We start from the raw sequence: 19,195 nt of genomic DNA on the forward strand, positions 1-19,195 counted from the left end.
TGAGGTGCTTTCACATGTATCGTTCTAATATGGTATACTAAAGAGTAATATTTTAATATTCTCATGTGCAGAATTATATAAAAGGAGTATCTATTTACATGGACAGTGATCTGACCTTAGATTTTATAATTATCATCGTATTAATTATCGCCAACGGCTTGTTCTCTATGACGGAATTGGCCATCGTCAATGCGAAGAAACGAAAATTAGAGGAAATGGCAGAGGCAGGCAACGAGCGTGCTAAAAAAGCTTTTGAATTAGCAGAGAATCCAAATAATATGTTTTCTACTATTCAAATTGGAATTACTCTCGTTGGTATTTTAACTGGTTTATATTCTGGTGCGACCTTCTCTGGTCCATTAGAAGAAATTTTAGTAGCTAATATTCCAAGTATTGAGCCCTATGCAGCATCCATTAGCTCCTTACTCATCGTTGCTATTATCACCTATTTATCCCTCGTTATTGGCGAGCTCGTACCAAAACGTTTGGCTTTAAATAGTCCTGAAAGCATTGCTGTTGTAGTGGCAAAACCAATTTACTGGTTATCTGTAGTATTGAAACCTATCGTTAGTTTTCTCGGAGTTTCCACAGAATTTCTCTTAAAATTACTAGGCGTGACTGTGAAAGAAGAGGCTCCTGTTACAGAGTCCGAAATCAACAAGATGCTCACCGAAGGTGTTGCCATGGGTGCTTACGAAGAAGAGGAACCTATCCTCGTAGAAAATATCTTCCACCTTGCAGATATGAATGCTGGCGACATTATGACACCTCGTACGCAGCTCAAATGGATTGACCTTAATGGCACAGAGGATGAAATTATGGAAGTCCTCAAAAATGCTAACCATTATCGCATTCCTGTAGGTACTGATTCCTTGGACGAACTAAAGGGGCTCGTAACTGTATCTGACGTATTGGTTCAAATCATGCAACGTCCTAGCGAACGCTCCATTCATGATATTATTGAATCTTGTTTGAAAGAACCATTACTCATTCCAGAATCCATTACACTCATGAAATTATTGAATGTACTCCGTACAGAAGGAGTTCACGAAACAATCGTTCTCGACGAATACGGCGGTTTCAGCGGTCTTGTAACCTTACATGACATTATGGAAGAAATCGTAGGTCTCATGCCTTCTGGTGAAGAAGAAATCAAGGAAGAAGAAAACAAAATCGTCGAACGTGAAGATGGTTCCTGGCTTGTAGATGGCCTTCTCGACGTAGACGAATTCAAAGAATTCTTCCACATCGATGAAGAATTACCAGGTGAAGAAAAAGACTTGTACAAAACGATGGGCGGTCTATTAAACGTTCTCTTTGGCCGCATTCCAAAAGAATTAGACAAAGCAAAATGGAATGGCTATACCTTTGAGGTGGTAGATATGGATAACACCCGTATCGATAAGATTCTTGTAACCTATGAAGAACCTATCGTAGTACAAGAAACAGAAGAAAAAGATTAATACCTACTAGCTTGTAGACTTATGAGCATTGTAGATTTATAAAGAGTGAGTTCTCCTGTGAAGGACTCACTTTTTTGTATCCCTTAATCCTTATCACAAAATAATCCATTTCTACAAATATATATCTTTCAATATATCTAAATCTGAAAAATAAATAGATAATTCTTATATTTTAAGCATATAGGCTAGCAGTTTATATATAAATATAGTATTATTAAATTATATAAAATATATAATTAGACCTAATAGAGCTATTATCTAAAATAACTCTAATATCTAAATTAGATCTATTCTCATAAAATATAAAGTCCTATAAATGTTACCTATATGTAGTTATGTGTCATAGGGCTTATGTGTGGTATAAAGGAGAGATTCTATGAATCAAAAAGTCATAGCAACCATAGGAGCCCTCTTAATAGGGACTGCTATAATCAGTGGTTGCGGATCTGAAAAGCAATCTGAGGATACTAGCCTCAAGGTACGCACCATCACCATCGGTGAAGAATCTGGTACTACTAGTGCTGGCTATTCAGGCACTATCCATAATAAAACGGAAACAAACTTAGCCTTTCAAATTGGGGGTCGCATCATCAACAAATTTGTCAATGTCGGTGATACTGTACAAGCAGGCCAAGTAATTGCTCAAATCAATGGTTCAGATACATCAGCTCAAGTACAAAATGCTGAGGGTGCTGTGAAAGCTGCTCAATCGGCCTATGAATTAGCAGAAACCAATGCGAAACGATATCGCGAGCTCTATGCTCAACAAGCGATTAGTAAGTTGCAATTAGATCAAGCAGAAAACCAATTGAATGCCACATCTGCTCAATTACAACAAGCACAGGCGAGTCTCAACTTGAGTAGCAATCAAAATAGCTATACCAATTTGACGGCCCCTGATACAGGTATTATTACTGCTTTCAATATTGAAGCAGGCCAAGTCGTAGCAGCGGGTCAAAGCGTTGGCACCTTAGCGGCCGGTCACGACCCAGAAGCAGTCATTGCCCTTCCTGAGCAAGAGTTGACCAAGGTTCATGTGGGCAGCCCTGCTACTATTACATTCTGGGCTCTACCTGATGTAACCGTACAAGGTGTAGTCCGTGAAATTTCACCAGTTCCTGATCCTGTAGCAAGAACGTATACCGTAAAAATTACCTTACAAAATCCACCTAAAGAGGTACAACTAGGCATGACTGTCAATGCAAATCTATCTACCACAGATAGTACCAATATTTCTATTCCATTGACGGCTCTTGTAAAAGACTCTAACGGTAATAATGCAGTGTATATTATCCGCGATAAGAAGGCTCATCTCGTGCCTATTAAGACTGGTGAGTTTGGTAAAAACTCCGTCATCGTTACATCTGGTTTAACTAAGGGCGACATTGTCATCACCGCAGGCACTCAACAATTACAAGAAGGGACGGCGGTTAGTCAATGAAACAATTTAACTTAGCCGAATGGGCCCTCAAACACAAGTCCATTATCTACTACTTCATGGCTGTGCTACTCACCTTTGGTATCTTTTCTTACAACCACATGGGACGTATGGAAGACCCAGACTTTACGATGCGCACCATGGTTGTCGGCGTTGCTTGGCCAGGGGCTTCCCCACAAGAAATGTCGGATCAGGTAACGGACAAATTAGAAGAAAAACTGCGCGATCTTCCGGGCGTCGATTATACAAAATCTTTCACAGATGGCAGCAAATCAGTTATTTATATTAATCTGAAAGAAAACCTACCATCTGATAAAATCCGCCCCGCTTGGGAAGAAGCGCGGAACATGATTAACGACGAATGGAAATCATTACCTCAGGGTGTTCAAGGACCGACTATTAACGATAGATTCGATGATGTATACGGCATTATTTACGCCATTAGCGGTGATGAATTTTCTTATGAAGAAAAGCGTCAACAAGCGGAAGACTTAAAACGTCAGCTTTTATCTGTTCCTAATGTTAAGAAAATCAGCCTTATTGGGGTTCAACAACAAACCCTTAATGTAACGATTAATAAGGATAAACTAGCATCCTATAAAATCAGTACACAACAGCTGTTAACAGCTATCAAACAGCAAAGTATGATGGTGCCAGCTGGTATGGTTACAACGGACACAAATAATGTATATCTTCGAGTAAACGGTCTATTCGATAGCCCTCAAGCCGTACAAGATATGCCTATTCGCATTAATAATCAAACCTTGCGCCTTGGCGACATGGCTGATGTAACCATGACTTATCAAGATCCTAGTAATCCGCAGTTCTACTATGAAGGTAAGCCAGCTATAGGCATCGCTATCTCCATGGATGCAGGTGGCAATAATGTGGAATTTGGTGAAGCTATCGATAAAAAGCTAGCAGAATTGAAGAAAACTATTCCTGCAGGCCTTGAACTTAATCAAGTATCAAATCAGCCACATATCGTTAAGGAATCTATCGGCGATTTCTCTCAATCTCTATTTGAAGCCATTGCCATCGTATTGCTCGTAAGCTTTGCATCTCTTGGCTTACGTACAGGCGTTGTTGTAGCACTCACGATTCCAGTTGTTGTGTCTACGACCTTCATTTTGATGTATGAAAGCGGAATCTATTTGCACAAGGTTAGCCTTGGTGCTCTTATCTTGTCACTAGGCCTTCTCGTAGATGATGCCATCATCGTAGTAGAAATGATGAGCGTTAAGCTCGAAGAAGGTTGGGGTCACTTTAGATCTGCTACCTTCGCTTACCAATCAACAGCATTCCCTATGCTATCTGGTACACTTATTACCTGTGCTGGCTTCTTGCCATTAGCATTAGCCCAAGGTATGGTAGCAGAGTTTACAAAATCTCTATCCATCGTTGTATTTATGGCTCTCATCCTATCTTGGTTCGCCTCTGTTCTCGTCAGCCCTGTTCTCGGCTACAAAATCATAGAAAACAAGGCTCCAAAACCTGAATCCGAATGGACCAAACGAGACCATATCATGCACAATCTCAATGTTACATTCTATGATAAATTTGAAAGACTGTTACATTGGGCTTTAGGACATCATAAGGTAGTATTACTCATCACATTAGGTGCCTTTGTATTATCCCTACTTTCACTACCATTGATCAAGCAGGAATTTTTCCCATCATCAACGCGTAATGAAATCATCGTATCCATGCAATTTCCTCAAAGTTCATCTATTGAATACACTGCAAATCAGGCAAAAATCATCGATGAACATTTACAAGGTAACGAACACATTTCAACCTTTACATCCTATATAGGACAAGGTTCTCCGCGTTTCGTTCTCACCTTAGAACCTGAGTTGCAACGAAATAACTTCTTGCAGTACGTTATCGTTACAAAATCCTTAGAGGATCGAGATAAACTCTATGGTGAATTAACTTCTTATTTAAATGAAGAATTTCCTTCAGCCCTCGTAAATGCTCAATTTGTACAAATTGGGCCACCATCTAAATATCCAGTGATGCTCCGCGTAGCAGGTCCTGATCAAAAGGTGGTAAAAGACATTGCGAACCAAGTAAAAAGCAAAATGCAAGGTGACAAGGATTTACAGAATATTGCCTTTGACTGGCCAGATACGGAACCAGTAGCCAATGTTCATATCGACCCTAACAAGGCTCGATTACTTGGCATCGATAGCTACGCTGTATCTTTACATTTACAAAGTCTATTATCAGGTACAAAATCTGGTGAATACTACGAAGGTAACCAAACTATCCCTGTTACATTCCGTTTAGGAGACAATGAACAACACAACTTAAGTGCCCTCTCCTCCTTACCGATACAAACAGGTAATGGTTCCTATGTACCGCTTAGCCAAATTGCAACTATCACCATGACACAAGAGGATGGTATCATCTGGCATCGCAACATGATGCCAACCATCAGTATTCACGCCAATGTAAAAGCCGGGGTCTTAGGCAATGCGAAAACAAAAGAAGTTTATAAATCCTTACAAGACATTCGCGACTCCTTGCCTACAGGCTATACCATTGAACTTGATGGAGCCGCTGAAAAGAGTGTTACAGCTGTACAAAATTTAGCAACACCAATGCCAATTATGCTCTTTGTGATCATGACAATCCTCATGTTCCAATTAAAGCGTATTGCCCTCATGATTATGGCTTTGCTCACAGCGCCTCTTGGATTAATCGGCGTCGTATTAGCTCTCAATATTACGAGAACACCATTAGGTTTTATGGCTATTCTAGGTATCATCGCCCTTTCGGGCATGATCATCCGTAACTCCATTATCTTGTTAGACCAAATTGAAATCCATAAAGCAGAAGGACAAAAACCACTTGAAGCGATTATCAACTCCGCTACACTTCGTTTCCGTCCTATCATGCTCACCGCTATCGCAGCGATTTTAGGCATGATTCCTCTTATGGGATCTGTATTCTGGAGCCCACTTGCCATCGCCTTTAGCGGCGGCTTACTAGTAGCAACAGTGCTAACACTTATCGTATTACCAGTCATGTACGCAACATGGTATAAGATAAAATAAGATAATAAAGAGTAATATAAAATTAAACCTAATACAAAATCCCCCTATAAAAGTTTCTAATACTTTTATAGGGGGATTTTTATTACTTATTAAACTACAACGGCCGTCCCATTGCATGTGACCATGAGCATGCCATTTTCTGCACCTACTGTACTGTATTGGAAGGATACGCCGATAACAGCATTAGCACCTATTTTAGAAGCACGTTGAGACATTTCATCAAGGGCTGCTTGGCGGGCATTCATCAAAGAATTTTCATAACTGCCACTACGGCCACCAACGATGTCGCGAATGCCAGACATAAAGTCTTTCACAAAGTTACGGCCTTCTACGACCTCACCAAATACGATACCTTTATATTCTTGAACTGGTTTATTTTCAATATGCATAGTTGTAGTAATAATCATAATTGTATCCTTTCTAATTGACTACAATATATTTTGATTTATTATAGCAAGGCTTTTACAGAAATACAATCACAAAAAAAGACCTGTTCACTACATTCATAATGAACAGGTCTAATTATATGTTTTTATCGATCAAAATCGCGGTCTAGGTTAACCTCTTTTAATGGAACAAGTTTAGTTTTCTTGATGTATTTGTAACCTAAGTATACTGCGAAGAAGATTGGCAATCCGATGTACGCAACGGATACGCCATACCAGTCGATTGTATCGCCTGTGAAAGCAGAGTAGTTTTGACCAGCAATAATGATGATGCAAAGAATGAACGCCAAGATTGGGCCAATTGGGAACAACCACGCTTTGTAAGGTAATTCTTTAAGATCTCTACCTTGTGCAATGAAGGCACGGCGGAAGCGATAGTGAGAAACAGCGATACCAACCCATGCGATAAAACCGCAAAGACCGGAAATATTAACAATCCAAGTATATGCAGTACCTTCGCCGATAAAGCTTGTAAGGAATGCAAATAAACCGATTGCTGTAGTTAAAATTAACGCTGGCACTGGAACACCATGTTTATTAAGCTTAGTGAAGATTTTTGGTGCTTGCCCTTCTTTAGCAAGTGCATATAGCATACGAGTAGAAGAATAAAGACCAGAGTTACCAGCACTAAGTACTGCCGTTAAGATGATAGCATTGATAAAGCTAGCAGCAAAAGCAAAACCAAATCGGTCAAATACGAGTGTAAATGGAGAAATAGATACATTCTCTACACTAGAATTCAATAAATTTGGATCAGTATAAGGAATTAAGAAACCGATAACTATGAAAGCACCAATATAGAACAATAATATACGCCAGAAAATAGAATTAATCGCCTTTGGCACATTCTTTTCTGGATTTTCTGCTTCACCAGCGGCTACACCGATAAGTTCAGTACCTTGGAATGAGAAACCAGCCACCATGAAGATAGCAAGAATAGATTCCCAACCACCTACAAATGGCGCTTCCCCTACTGTCCAGTTCGTAAAGCCTGGAGATGTACCACCAATACCAAAGATAAGCATAAAGCCACAGAACAGGAATACGAATACGGTAATAACCTTGATGCTAGAGAATACATATTCACTTTCACCAAAGGAACGAGTCGATAAATAGTTCAAGCCGAATAAAACGAGCAAGAACAAAGCAGACCATACAATAGCAGGCACATCTGGGAACCAATATTTCATGATAAGAGCCCCTGCTAATACTTCAGCAGCCAATGTAATAGCCCAGTTAAACCAATAGTTCCAACCTAATGCAAAACCAAAAGCAGGATCTACATACCGTTTTGCATAAGTACCGAATGAACCAGGAATCGGTAAGTACGTAGCCATTTCTCCAAGAGATGTCATAAGGAAGTAAACCATAAGACCAATCAGTCCATATGCTACAAGAGCACCACCAGGGCCTGCAGTACTTACTACCTCACCACCAGCTACAAATAAGCCAGTACCGATAGCGCCACCAAGAGCAATCATATTCATATGACGTGCTTTTAAGGAACGCTTTAAATGTTGATCTTTATTAGAGGTAAACTCTACATTATTATTTTGATTATTATCCATGGTTCACCTCTTACAAATCTAGATTACGCACATATTTTGCGTTATCTTCAATAAATTTACGACGAGGTTCTACTTTATCACCCATGAGAACGGTAAAGATTTTGTCAGCTTCAATGGAATCTTCTAAGCTAACTTGTAAAATCGTACGATTTTCAGGATTCATTGTAGTTTCCCATAATTGTTCAGGATTCATTTCACCTAAACCTTTGTAACGTTGAATTGTAATGCCATCGCGACCTACTTCATCAAGTTTAGCTGTAAGCTCTGCATCAGAGTATACATACCAATGGGATTTACCCTTCTTAATTTGGTACAAAGGTGGTTGAGCAATGTAGATATGACCTTCCTCTACCAATGGTTTCATATAGCGATAGAAGAATGTTAATAATAAGGTACGGATATGAGCACCATCAACGTCCGCATCTGTCATGATAATAATCTTATTATAACGGGATTTGGTAATATCGAATTCTTCACCAATGCCAGTACCGAAAGCGGTAATCATGGAACGAATTTCGTTATTCGCTAAAATCTTATCAAGGCGTGCTTTTTCTACGTTAAGGATCTTACCACGCAATGGCAAAATCGCTTGGTAACGACGGTCACGACCTTGTTTAGCAGAACCACCCGCAGAGTCACCTTCGACTAAATAAATTTCAGTCATAGATGTATCTTTTTCGGAACAATCTGCCAATTTACCAGGAAGGCTAGATACTTCTAACGCATTTTTACGGCGAGTTAAGTCGCGAGCTTTACGAGCTGCTTCACGAGCACGACTTGCCATAGTTGCTTTTTCGATGATTTTCTTCGCATCTTGAGGATGTTCTTCAAAGAATGTTCTAAGACCATCAGATACGATAACATCTGTAATACCTTTAACTTCACTATTGCCAAGTTTAGTTTTTGTTTGACCTTCAAATTGAGGTTCCAATACTTTTACAGATACAACAGCTGTCAAACCTTCACGTACGTCTTCACCGGAAAGGTTTGACTCATTTTCCTTGATCAAGCCAGATTTACGGCCATAATCATTGAGGGTACGAGTCAAAGCAGCACGGAAACCAGAAAGGTGAGTACCACCGTCAACAGTGTTGATATTATTTACGAAGGACAACAAGTTTTCGCTGTAGCTATCGTTATATTGCAACGCTACGTCTACAACTACGTCGTCTTTTGTATTTTCAATATCGATAACAGTAGGGTTTACCACTTCTTTATTTTCGTTCAAGAAGGCAATGAAAGAACTTAAACCACCTTCGTAGTGGAAGCTTTCAACACGCGGTTCCTCTTGGCGCAAATCGCTCAATGTAATGCGAAGACCTTTATTAAGGAATGCCAATTCTTGTAAACGAATTTTTAATGTATCAAAGTTGAATATAGTAGTTTCGAAGATTTCAGCATCTGGCTTGAAGATAACTGTAGTACCAGTACCTTCTGCTTTACCGATTTCATGTAACTCAGAAGTTTTATGACCACGAGCAAAAGAAATCTCTTGAACTATACCATTTTGAGCTACTTGAACCTTAGTCCATTCACTCAACGCATTTACTACAGAAATACCTACGCCGTGAAGGCCACCAGAAACCTTGTAACCGCCACCGCCAAATTTACCGCCAGCATGCAATTTTGTTAATACTAACTCTACTGCAGACATACCGGATTCATGCATCCCTGTAGGGATACCACGACCATCATCGACAACAGTAATACTGTTATCTTTATTAATGGATACTTCGATATGTGTAGCGTAACCTGCGAGCGCTTCGTCAACAGAGTTATCTACTACTTCATAAACGAGGTGATGTAAACCGCGAATGGACGTACTACCAATGTACATACCAGGGCGTTTACGTACCGCGTCAAGACCCTCGAGAACCTGTATATTCTGAGCGCCATAATTTTCTTCAGGCATGAAACAAACTCCTCCTAACAATCTATCACACTGTACTGGATTGAAATTTGGTACAACACATGTACAGAATAAATCTTATCTCTTTATTATACTATAAAACTCGTCAATTCGTCTCATTAAAGTCTTAATACTAATACCAGAACCATAAACGCAATCATCAGTGACCACATAGGTCTTGATCTGCTCCTCTGGTACCATGGCGATATACTCTAAGCTTTCATAGTTATGAATAGGACTTTTATGTGATTTTCCGCCCTTGGCGTGCACCATCGTAATAATAGATTCAATAGGCACGGAAACAGTATCCCCAATATGAACGTACATAGGAATTCCTCCTCTACTTTTCTAATGTCCCATTAAGGGCATCAATTTTGAGCTGTTCTTCTTCAGCAAGGAACTTAGATCGATATTTATTGCACAAATTAATAACGTGTTGGTCCGTTAGCTCATCAGGCTTCTTATGAGTAATGAGCATAGCCACCATAAACATGTGACGGCGATTAATAGACCCTTTATAAATTTTATCTAAGTAAAAGTATATGGATTCCCGCATAGCTTCTGCAAAATCTGGGAAGGTACACTGTATAAACTGCTGACAATCGCTGTATTTAAAGTACGGATACTTTCTAATAACAGACTTAATGTCTTTAATATGAGCGCGATGCAATTCATATTCACAGGTCGGACAGATTTCTTTTTTAGATTCCATATGCATGCCACATCGCTTACAACGATGATAGCCATGCTGTTCTAAATAGATTTCACGCTTTCGAGACGTAATTTGTACTTTTCTGAAAGCGGCTCGTAATTCTTCGTTATCTGTTTGTTCTAAGGATTTATCGATGGCTTCTACATCTTCTTTTGAAAGTACGATGTCTGCAAAATTAATACGTTTTGTAATAATCTGTTCATCAGGCAATGAAATAGATGTATCAGTATTTGCTTTCACATAACTTTGACGTTTCATAATAAAGCGAATATCGGTGATGACCTCTTGATGGTAATATTTGTTTATCGCCTCGATGATACGTCGTTTTTGCATCTGTAATTCCTGCATCCACATGGAGTTATCTGCACTAATAACCATATTTGGCGGCTTGATAGACACAATTTTCGTATGGTCAGCTATGACATCGCCCACAACTTGACGCCACTTGTGAACGAGGGTATTTAATTTATATTGTTCCAGTAAATTCAGTTCTGATAAGGCCTTTGGTAAACAAAGATCAAGGCTGTCCATACTGAACCCTTCCCCCTTCACAAGAAATAAATTGAACAGATTTCAAATCTTTAAAATCGTGAATATCTGTAGTAGTAATAAATGTTTGAATACGTTTATGAATAAACTGCAATAAATTCACTCGTCTCGATTCATCAAGTTCGCTCAATACATCATCGAGCAAAAGAACTGGATATTCCCCAACCTCGGACTTAATAAACTCAAGCTCACTCAATTTTAAGGACAATACAGCCGTTCGTTGCTGTCCTTGGGATCCAAATTTCTTTAAATCCATCGCATCGGAAAAGAATCGTAAATCATCGCGATGAGGACCTACGCTGGTGGTCATCCGATGACGATCCTGCGGCAACGCTGCTTTAATGCGCTCGTAAAAGCCTTCCTTTGTAAATTCTAAGGATCCATTATCCATATATGGCTGTTCATAACCAATGGTCAAATTCTCGAGGCCACCCGTCAATTTACGGTTCATCAAATCGATGAGAAGATTTATTTTCTTCAAGCTTTCTAACCGTTTCTTTACGATAAAACTCGCCATATCTGCTAATTGCAAATCCCATTCTTCAAGAGGAATGTTCTGCTTACCTCTATATTCTTTAAGGATCGCATTGCGCTGCTGTAATAACCGATTATACTGCATCAACTGATGATAATAGGTAGCACTCGTCTGAGAGATTTCCATATCGAGAAAACGTCTACGTCCTGACGGCGTTCCTTTGATGAGCTGTAAATCTTCAGGACAGAAGATAACTGTATTTAATGTACCAATCAGTTCTTTTTGAGATATTTTCGTATCATTTAAACGAATATCCTTAGGGCCTTGGCGGAATAACTTAATATTTACCTTTTGAGGTGTATCCTTTTTCTCGAACTTAACAACAATGCCTGCTTCCTCAGCATTAAACATGAGCATATCCGATGTATCATTGGTTCGATGGCTTTTACCAATGGTACCCACATAAATCGATTCGAGGATATTCGTCTTACCAGCCCCATTAGTACCATGCAAAACGATAATCTCCGGATTGAACTGAATCTGTACATCCTTGTAATTACGAAACTGGAATAATTGCAGTGAGTCAATTCTCACTGATTATGCCTCCTCTTGAGTAATCACTAGATCTACATCGAGACCTTCGCAAGAAATCACGTCCCCAACGCGACACTTCTTGCGTTTTTCTGTGACAACTTGACCATTCAAAGTAAGGATGCCTTCATCGATAAAGGATTTAATTTGACCACCTGTTTCGATGATACCTTCTAACTTCAACAACTGATCAATTTGAATGTACTCCGTATGAATGGGTACCTGCTGTTGCTCTTTCATAACGTCCTCCTATAGTGGACAAATTATAACTATATGGGAATTAGGTAACGATGACTTTTAATCATCATTACCTAATAAAAATATGTATATTAATTCATTAAGCGTTCGTACGAACTGGTGTTACTACGTATGTATAGTTCGGATTATTGTCTTGGCGAATGACAACAGGACCGTTTTGTTTTAAGAACAAATGAATGTTGTCGCCTGTGCTGTGGCGCAAGATGTCGGAGATATAACGACCATTGAAGGAGATTGTAAAAGGAGTTCCTTTAAATTCAACAGCTACGTCTTCTTTTGCCATACCAATTTCAGTATTTTGAGTAGACAATGTTACATTACTTTCAGCCCAATCATAACGAATTACGTTATAGCTAATGTCTTTAGCCAATAAGGATACGCGATCAACGGCACCAGCGAATTCGCGGCGGTCAATAACAGCGCTAGAGTCGAATTGGGAAGGAATAACCTTTTCATATTCAGGATATGTACCTTCGATTAAACGAGAAATAATATAAATAGATTCAAAGTTGAACACGATTTGAGTGCGGTTCCAAATGATGTTGATCATCGCTGGATTATCTGTTGGTAACAAACGAGATACTTCAGCCAATGTTTTTGTAGGAATGATAGCGCGCATTGGCGTAGTTGCTGGCTCATCGATAGTAATTTTTTTAACAGCCATGCGGTGTGTATCAGTAGCAACCATAGTGACTTCATTTTCTTTAATTTCAAGAAGAGCACCAGTAAATACAGGGCGATCTTCGTCAGTAGCAGCTGCATAGTTTGTTAAATCGATGAGTTCTTTCATAGCAAAGCTATCGATATTTACATGATCTTGGTCATGTATTTGTTCTACCAAGGAAAAATCATCTGGATGTAATGTTACAAGATTGAATTCGGAAGAACCAGATGTGATTGTTAAAGAATTGCCATCTTCTGGTTTATAAAGCTCGATTGTATCGCCTGGTAATTTGCGAATTAATTCTTGGAAATAGCGGGAACCTACTACTAATGTGCCAGGTTCTTTAATGTCGCCGTCGATGGTTAAACGAATACCGAGTTCAAAGTCGTTACCTTGCAATTCTACTTGACCATTTTTTGTTGTCATGTAGATAGCACCTGGTAAGTTGGAACTTGTTTTATTTTGAGATACCTTTTGCAATACGTTGATTGCTTTTTGGAGATTTGCTTTTGGGAATGTAATATGCATTTATAACTCCTTTATGATTTCCATATAATGTAGAAGCACTAATAACTTCTTGTCTTGTTTGTAATTTTCTATGTTTGCTATCGTAGATGCTCTATAGATATTCTGCGATAGATCTGTTTCTACTGGTTTTTTGATTGTTTGTTAGTTTTAGTAGTAGTAATAGTAGGGGCCTGTTCATATGTGTAAAAGTGAATTAGCGCTACTAACCGTGCGATTTCTCGGTTGTGTATAACTATGTTGATAATTTGTAACCACTTATCCACATACTCACAGCAGAGTGCGGTTTTTAGGATATCCACAAAGTTACGCACAATATATCCACAGAGTTATCCACAAGTTGTTAATTTCTGTTTAATTTCAGAAATCATGTTCTTAGTTTCTTCGTTTCGTTCAATTTCCTTCGTAATTTTATCGTACGCATGGAGAATTGTCGTATGGTCACGAGAGAAGGCTGCTGCGATTTGCGGATAACTTTCATTGATCATATCACGGCATAGATACATGGCAATTTGCCGTGGGAATGCGAACTGTGCCTTACGCTTCTTACCGAGCAAGTCTTGCTTTTTAATATTGAAATAAGAACTTACAAAATTCTGGATACTTTCAATAGTTACTATGTTTACCTCTTCGGTATGAACGAGGCCAGCCAAGGCTTGTTTAGTGTATTCTAAATCGATAGATTCAAGACGTTGATCGATGGATGCGGTGCCGATGAGTTTTGTGAAAGCCCCTTGTAACACTCGGACATTTTCGCTAAATTGTAACGCCACGTAGTTGATGGAGTCGTTATCGATGCGGATAACGCGATTTTTCTTATATTCTCGTTCCAGCAAAGATCTAAAGATAGCAATGCGCGTTTCTAAATCTGGATTTTCCATGGTAGCAATATAGCCAGCTTGGAAACGAGAACGAAGACGGTCTTCGAATTGCTCCATATCGTTTGGCATCGTATCAGAGGTGAGGACGATTTGCTTGTTGTTATTTAATAACTCATTGAACGTATTAAATAGCTCAGTTTTCGTACTTTCACGACTTTCAAGGAACTGAATATCGTCAATCATGAGCACGTCGATGTTGCGGAACGTGTTGCGGAATAATTTACCTTGGTTACGTTGCAATGTTTCGACGAAAATGTTCATAAAGTTTTCGCTCGTAATGGACATAACCTTCATGTGTGGATGATTTTCCTTGATAGCATTGCCGATGGCGTGCATCAAATGCGTTTTACCTAGACCTGATGGACCATAGATAAAGAGTGGATTATAGTCGCCGCCTGGGAACTCAGCTACATTTTGAGCTGCCCCAAATGGAATGCGGTTCGCGTTGCCTGTAACGTAGTTATCAAAACGGTATGCTGGATTAAGGTTAGATAAGGATAAATCCACAGGTACATTATCAGATTGTAATGTAGGTGTTGTAGTTTCAGTCGTTTTAGTAGGCGCTACCATTGGTTCATCTGGAATTTCCACAGGTGCTGGTGTGCGGTCGATATAGACCGGCTCTTGGTAGATTGGTTTATAGAACTCGTCTTGCTGGTTTTTTTCCTCTACTACTGGAGGTAATGGCATCGGCGGTGCCACTACAGGTGCATCATCGATGAGACTTTCATCAACAAAGGTAGTATCTACACTTTCTTGATTGAAATCGAATAACACCATATCCCGATGGGAACCGATAACCGTAGTAATAGCATCCTGCAAAGCCTTGCTGATCTGTGGCTGCTGATCGATTAAGTTTTTAACAAATGTTTGCATGACCCCTATATGGATCGAATGACTTTCGAGAGACATGGGAATCAACGATGACGTGACGCGCAAGTACAACGCGTCAGGCAAATGTTGCATGTTCTTTTTCGCCTCTTGCAATATATGTTCCCATATATTATTCAAATCAAATGATTGCATGACTTGCCTCTTGTGTATAACTATTGCGATAAATGTGTATAACTTTAGGAATAATGTGTATAACTCTTGTGAAAGCTGTGGAAAAAACTGTTATTCCTGTGAATAACCTGTGCACAACCTGTGAATAAGTGAAAATAAAATTCTCTTCCAACCAGATAATAACTGACTTTATAGATTACACAGGTCAAAAGAGAAAAAATGTGGATAACCTTAAAAGTTATCCAATAAAAACTTATAAAAATATATACTTTTTCCTAATTTCAAGTATGATTGTACCAAAAAATCACTAGTTTGTCATTTATTCTGTGGATAACTTTTGATTATCTGAAGGAGAAATGTTAATAACTCAGTAACTATCTCATATCTTGTTCATCAATTACTTTTGGGGGAGGAATGAAAACTACTTTTATCGCTCCATTCTGACGCAAGTCGCTCGAAAAGTAGTTTTCATTCCCTTCCTCCAATAAGATAATTTTTATGTTTACAATACACATAGATGAAAAAGTAATTGATGAATATAACAGCATCAACCTTCAGATAATCAAAACTATATATAAAATAAAAAATGACAGACTAGTGATTTTTCTAAGAAGGAGTGTTAGATGTGGATTTTTGACCGAAACGTGTGGAGGGAGAAAACCACATCTATTCCTCTCCTCTTCCAAATAGAGATCAAAATGTAAATGTGTCTTATATAAAAAGATTAGAATGTGAGTTCTTGTGTTGCTGATATTGATGTTACGTTTACATCGTGTAGTGGTGTGTAAGGTGACATTAGGATTTACTTAGGGATGGAATATAGGGTCCTTTTGAGCGACTTTACGGTTAGTATGGAGCGATGAAGGAGCCCTATATTCCTCCCCTGGAAACGTAACATCAATTACTGGTTGAAATGTGTGATAGAATTATTACAGAAATACAAGAACTCACAAGCAGAATGCCTTTATTATATTGACAAATTTACGTTTTAACTCTATAATTACCCTGTTATGGTATAAGTAAAACAATACAAATGACGAGGAGGTGTTTTACTAATGAAACGTACTTACCAACCAAATACTCTTTGGAGAAAACGTACCCATGGTTTCCGTGAACGCATGAAAACTATCGGTGGCCGTCTCGTTTTAAAAAGAAGACGTGCAAAAGGCAGAAAACGCTTATCTGCATAATATAATAGCTGTTAGGCAGGAGAAAAAACTTGGCGCTGCTGCCAAGTTTTTCTATTCTTAGGACTTAAGGACAATGCATATGGATTATTGCCTCGAAAAAGCAAGACGACTGACGCACAATAATGAATATCGCCTTGTGTATAAGCACGGAAAATACGAAGTAGGCCGTATGTGTGTACTTTATCGTATGCCCGTGGCGAAGCAATCTACGCGCATTGGTTTTGTAACCGGCAAAAAGGTTGGTTGTGCTGTAGAGCGCAATCGAGCTAGACGGCTTATGAAAGAGGTATATCGCCTCAATCAACATGCCATACGCGAAGGGTATCATATCGTAATTGTTGGACGTGGCCCTCTGAAAAACGCTACCTACGAAAAAGCGGAAAAGGAAATTTTGTATCTCTTGCGAAAAAGCAAATTGTTGATACAAAATAATAAATAGGACCACAAGTTAGAAGGCTTTGGTCCTTTTTTGTGTATATGGAGGTTTCTATGAAACGCTGTATAACCACGCTTTTACGACTATTAATTAGGTTTTATCAGCTTGCCATATCTCCCTTAAAACCTGGATGTTGCCGTTATTATCCGACATGTTCCACATATACTCTACAGGCCATCGAAAAATATGGTCCTTTGAAAGGTAGCTGGATGGGATTAAAACGCATTCTTCGCTGCCACCCCTTCCATAAGGGTGGCTACGATCCAGTGCCATAATCTATTTGGGATTAGACTAGTTTTGCGTTTTGTGAAAGTAACTTTCACCATTACTATTTAGCACAGTTTTGGAAATACCTGAGCATCTGTATGGATGAAATTTAGACCATACCATAACGATATATAGATGCGCAAAGGACGGTTTCGGACTGTAAGAAAAAGGAGAAACAATGGACTTTTTAAGTGGTATTTTTCAACCTATTGTTGACTTGATGAGCACATTGGTAACTTATGCGTTCCAATTGACTCAAATGGTAGGTTATCCAAGCTACGGTGTGGCTATTATCCTTTTAACAATCGTTATTAAAGCGATTTTGGCACCACTTACTGTTAAGCAAATTAAATCTATGAAGGCTATGCAAGAATTACAGCCTCGTATGAAAGAATTGCAAGATAAATATAAAAATGATCCTGCAAAACTTCAATCAGAAATGGGTGCATTGTACAAAGAAATGGGTGTTAACCCGTTGGCTGGTTGTTTGCCTTTATTGGTGCAAATGCCATTCTTGATCGCTATTTACTGGGCGTTGAAAGACTATCCTTATGATCCAAACTTTGTACAATTCTTGTGGTTACCTAGCCTTGGCGAACCAGATCCAATGTACATATTGCCAGTTTTGAGTGCACTATCCACATGGTTTATGTCTCGTCAAACTAGTAATGGTGCAACTGGTGCAGCTGCACAACAACAAAAGATTATGACAATCTTTATGCCTCTATTCATTGGTTATATTTCCTTGAACTTCCCATCTGGTCTTGTTATCTACTGGGTAGTTTCTAACGTATTCCAATTGATTCAACAGCACTTCATTTACAAAAATTTGAACGCTAAGTAGGAGGCAATTATGGAATTTATCGATGTATCTGCTAAAACCATTGAAGATGCCATTGCCAAAGGTGTAGCTCAATTGGCTGCAGAAGGCCAAGAATTGGTAGAAACTAAAGTCTTGGAACAACCTTCTAATGGCTTCTTGGGCATTGGTCGTAAACCAGCAGTTGTTCGCTTATTCTTCACATCTGTAGCTAAAACTGCTACGCAAGAAGAAGTAGCTCATGTAGAAGAACAATCTGTAGCTGTTGCTTCCAATCCGATAGCAACAAGTGAAACAGAAGTACAAGATACAGCAGTTGAAACTTCTGAAGGTGATGTTGTAGAAAAACCTTCTAAAAAGGAACTTTCAAAAGAAGATCAACAAGAAATTGCTGAAAAAGGTAAACAATTCCTAGATGATATGTTTACACAAATGGGCCTCACTGTAGTTATCGAAAAAATGATGACTAAAGATAAGATTACATTCCAAGTGCACGGCGAAGATTTAGGTATTTTAATCGGTAAACATGGTCAAACATTGGATGCTATTCAATACTTAACAAATCTCGTGGCGCACAAGGATGTGTCTGGCCACTGCCATATCGTTGTAGATGTGGAAAATTATCGTTTTCGCCGAGAAGAAACATTGGTAAATCTTGCGAAACGCTTGGCTTCTAAGGTAAAACGTAACCGCCAAAAGGTTTCCTTAGAACCGATGAATGCTTTTGAACGTAAAATCATTCACACTGCCCTTCAAGGGGATAAAAACGTTGTTACTAACAGTGAAGGGGACGAACCGTTCCGTCACGTTGTGATTACGTACAAAAAATAATATAGTGGTGCAGCTTTCAAGTGACTGATATTCTCGGTTGCTTGAGGGCTGCCCCCTTTATTCTTTAGGTTATGGTGAAAGCTAACCTAAGTTAATCTTCGCATG

General features: G+C 39.0%; 17 protein-coding genes. 8 read left to right on the forward strand and 9 right to left on the reverse strand.

What is annotated here, in order from left to right; translation table 11 throughout:
* Positions 1 to 98 precede the first annotated feature (98 nt).
* From RWP19_RS06015 to RWP19_RS06025, 3 genes are all read left to right on the forward strand, one after another.
* A complete protein-coding gene (locus tag RWP19_RS06015) occupies positions 99 to 1,463 on the forward strand; it encodes a hemolysin family protein (protein WP_314356865.1) in 1,365 nt (454 codons plus the stop codon).
* Between the two features lie 376 nt (positions 1,464 to 1,839).
* Positions 1,840 to 2,904, forward strand: a complete 1,065-nt coding sequence (locus tag RWP19_RS06020; RefSeq protein WP_314356866.1) for an efflux RND transporter periplasmic adaptor subunit — start codon at positions 1,840 to 1,842, stop codon at positions 2,902 to 2,904.
* Complete coding sequence (locus RWP19_RS06025; protein ID WP_314356867.1) at positions 2,901 to 5,963, forward strand: efflux RND transporter permease subunit; 3,063 nt, start codon at positions 2,901 to 2,903, stop codon at positions 5,961 to 5,963. Before RWP19_RS06020 ends, RWP19_RS06025 begins: the two co-directional genes overlap by 4 nt.
* A gap of 89 nt (positions 5,964 to 6,052) precedes the next feature.
* On the opposite strand, the gene RWP19_RS06030 is transcribed toward RWP19_RS06025, so the two are convergent.
* The 9 genes from RWP19_RS06030 to dnaA form a co-directional block, all read right to left on the reverse strand.
* Positions 6,053 to 6,370, reverse strand: coding sequence for a YbjQ family protein (locus RWP19_RS06030; RefSeq protein WP_314356868.1), 318 nt, complete (start codon positions 6,368 to 6,370; stop codon positions 6,053 to 6,055).
* Positions 6,371 to 6,495: 125 nt separating this feature from the next.
* On the reverse strand, positions 6,496 to 7,977 hold the full coding sequence (locus tag RWP19_RS06035; protein WP_314356869.1) for an amino acid permease: 1,482 nt from the start codon (positions 7,975 to 7,977) through the stop codon (positions 6,496 to 6,498).
* Positions 7,978 to 7,987: 10 nt separating this feature from the next.
* The gene (gene gyrB / locus RWP19_RS06040) at positions 7,988 to 9,889 is read right to left on the reverse strand and encodes a DNA topoisomerase (ATP-hydrolyzing) subunit B (protein ID WP_295258451.1); all 1,902 of its coding nucleotides are present in this window, start codon (positions 9,887 to 9,889) and stop codon (positions 7,988 to 7,990) included.
* A 75-nt stretch (positions 9,890 to 9,964) separates the two neighbouring features.
* Positions 9,965 to 10,213, reverse strand: coding sequence for a DUF370 domain-containing protein (locus RWP19_RS06045; protein ID WP_295207392.1), 249 nt, complete (start codon positions 10,211 to 10,213; stop codon positions 9,965 to 9,967).
* Positions 10,214 to 10,226: 13 nt separating this feature from the next.
* On the reverse strand, positions 10,227 to 11,129 hold the full coding sequence (locus tag RWP19_RS06050; RefSeq protein ID WP_314356870.1) for a DUF721 domain-containing protein: 903 nt from the start codon (positions 11,127 to 11,129) through the stop codon (positions 10,227 to 10,229).
* Entirely contained in the window at positions 11,116 to 12,216 is a 1,101-nt protein-coding gene (recF, locus tag RWP19_RS06055; protein WP_314356871.1) for a DNA replication/repair protein RecF, read from the reverse strand. The genes RWP19_RS06050 and recF overlap by 14 nt, the downstream gene beginning before the upstream one ends.
* 3 nt (positions 12,217 to 12,219) lie before the next feature.
* On the reverse strand, positions 12,220 to 12,453 hold the full coding sequence (locus tag RWP19_RS06060; protein ID WP_004692943.1) for an RNA-binding S4 domain-containing protein: 234 nt from the start codon (positions 12,451 to 12,453) through the stop codon (positions 12,220 to 12,222).
* Between the two features lie 97 nt (positions 12,454 to 12,550).
* The gene (gene dnaN / locus RWP19_RS06065; protein WP_054747902.1) at positions 12,551 to 13,663 is read right to left on the reverse strand and encodes a DNA polymerase III subunit beta; all 1,113 of its coding nucleotides are present in this window, start codon (positions 13,661 to 13,663) and stop codon (positions 12,551 to 12,553) included.
* 326 nt (positions 13,664 to 13,989) lie between these two features.
* Positions 13,990 to 15,567, reverse strand: a complete 1,578-nt coding sequence (gene dnaA, locus RWP19_RS06070; RefSeq protein WP_314356872.1) for a chromosomal replication initiator protein DnaA — start codon at positions 15,565 to 15,567, stop codon at positions 13,990 to 13,992.
* A 1,034-nt stretch (positions 15,568 to 16,601) separates the two neighbouring features.
* Here dnaA and rpmH point away from each other — a divergent pair.
* The 5 genes from rpmH (at position 16,602) to jag (ending at position 19,090) form a co-directional block, all read left to right on the forward strand.
* Positions 16,602 to 16,736, forward strand: coding sequence for a 50S ribosomal protein L34 (gene rpmH, locus RWP19_RS06075; RefSeq protein ID WP_004692946.1), 135 nt, complete (start codon positions 16,602 to 16,604; stop codon positions 16,734 to 16,736).
* 79 nt (positions 16,737 to 16,815) lie between these two features.
* Complete coding sequence (gene rnpA, locus RWP19_RS06080) at positions 16,816 to 17,175, forward strand: ribonuclease P protein component (RefSeq protein WP_295207375.1); 360 nt, start codon at positions 16,816 to 16,818, stop codon at positions 17,173 to 17,175.
* Positions 17,176 to 17,225: 50 nt separating this feature from the next.
* Positions 17,226 to 17,447: a membrane protein insertion efficiency factor YidD gene (gene yidD, locus RWP19_RS06085; RefSeq protein ID WP_072270728.1), complete on the forward strand. Its 222-nt coding sequence runs from the start codon at positions 17,226 to 17,228 to the stop codon at positions 17,445 to 17,447.
* 170 nt (positions 17,448 to 17,617) lie between these two features.
* Positions 17,618 to 18,283, forward strand: a complete 666-nt coding sequence (locus RWP19_RS06090; RefSeq protein ID WP_295258436.1) for a YidC/Oxa1 family membrane protein insertase — start codon at positions 17,618 to 17,620, stop codon at positions 18,281 to 18,283.
* 9 nt (positions 18,284 to 18,292) lie between these two features.
* Positions 18,293 to 19,090 (forward strand): RNA-binding cell elongation regulator Jag/EloR, encoded by a 798-nt coding sequence (gene jag / locus RWP19_RS06095; protein ID WP_314356873.1) that lies wholly within the window; start codon positions 18,293 to 18,295, stop codon positions 19,088 to 19,090.
* The last annotated feature ends 105 nt before the right edge of the window (positions 19,091 to 19,195 follow it).

Source organism: uncultured Veillonella sp., assembly GCF_963522475.1.
GTDB lineage: Bacteria > Bacillota > Negativicutes > Veillonellales > Veillonellaceae > Veillonella.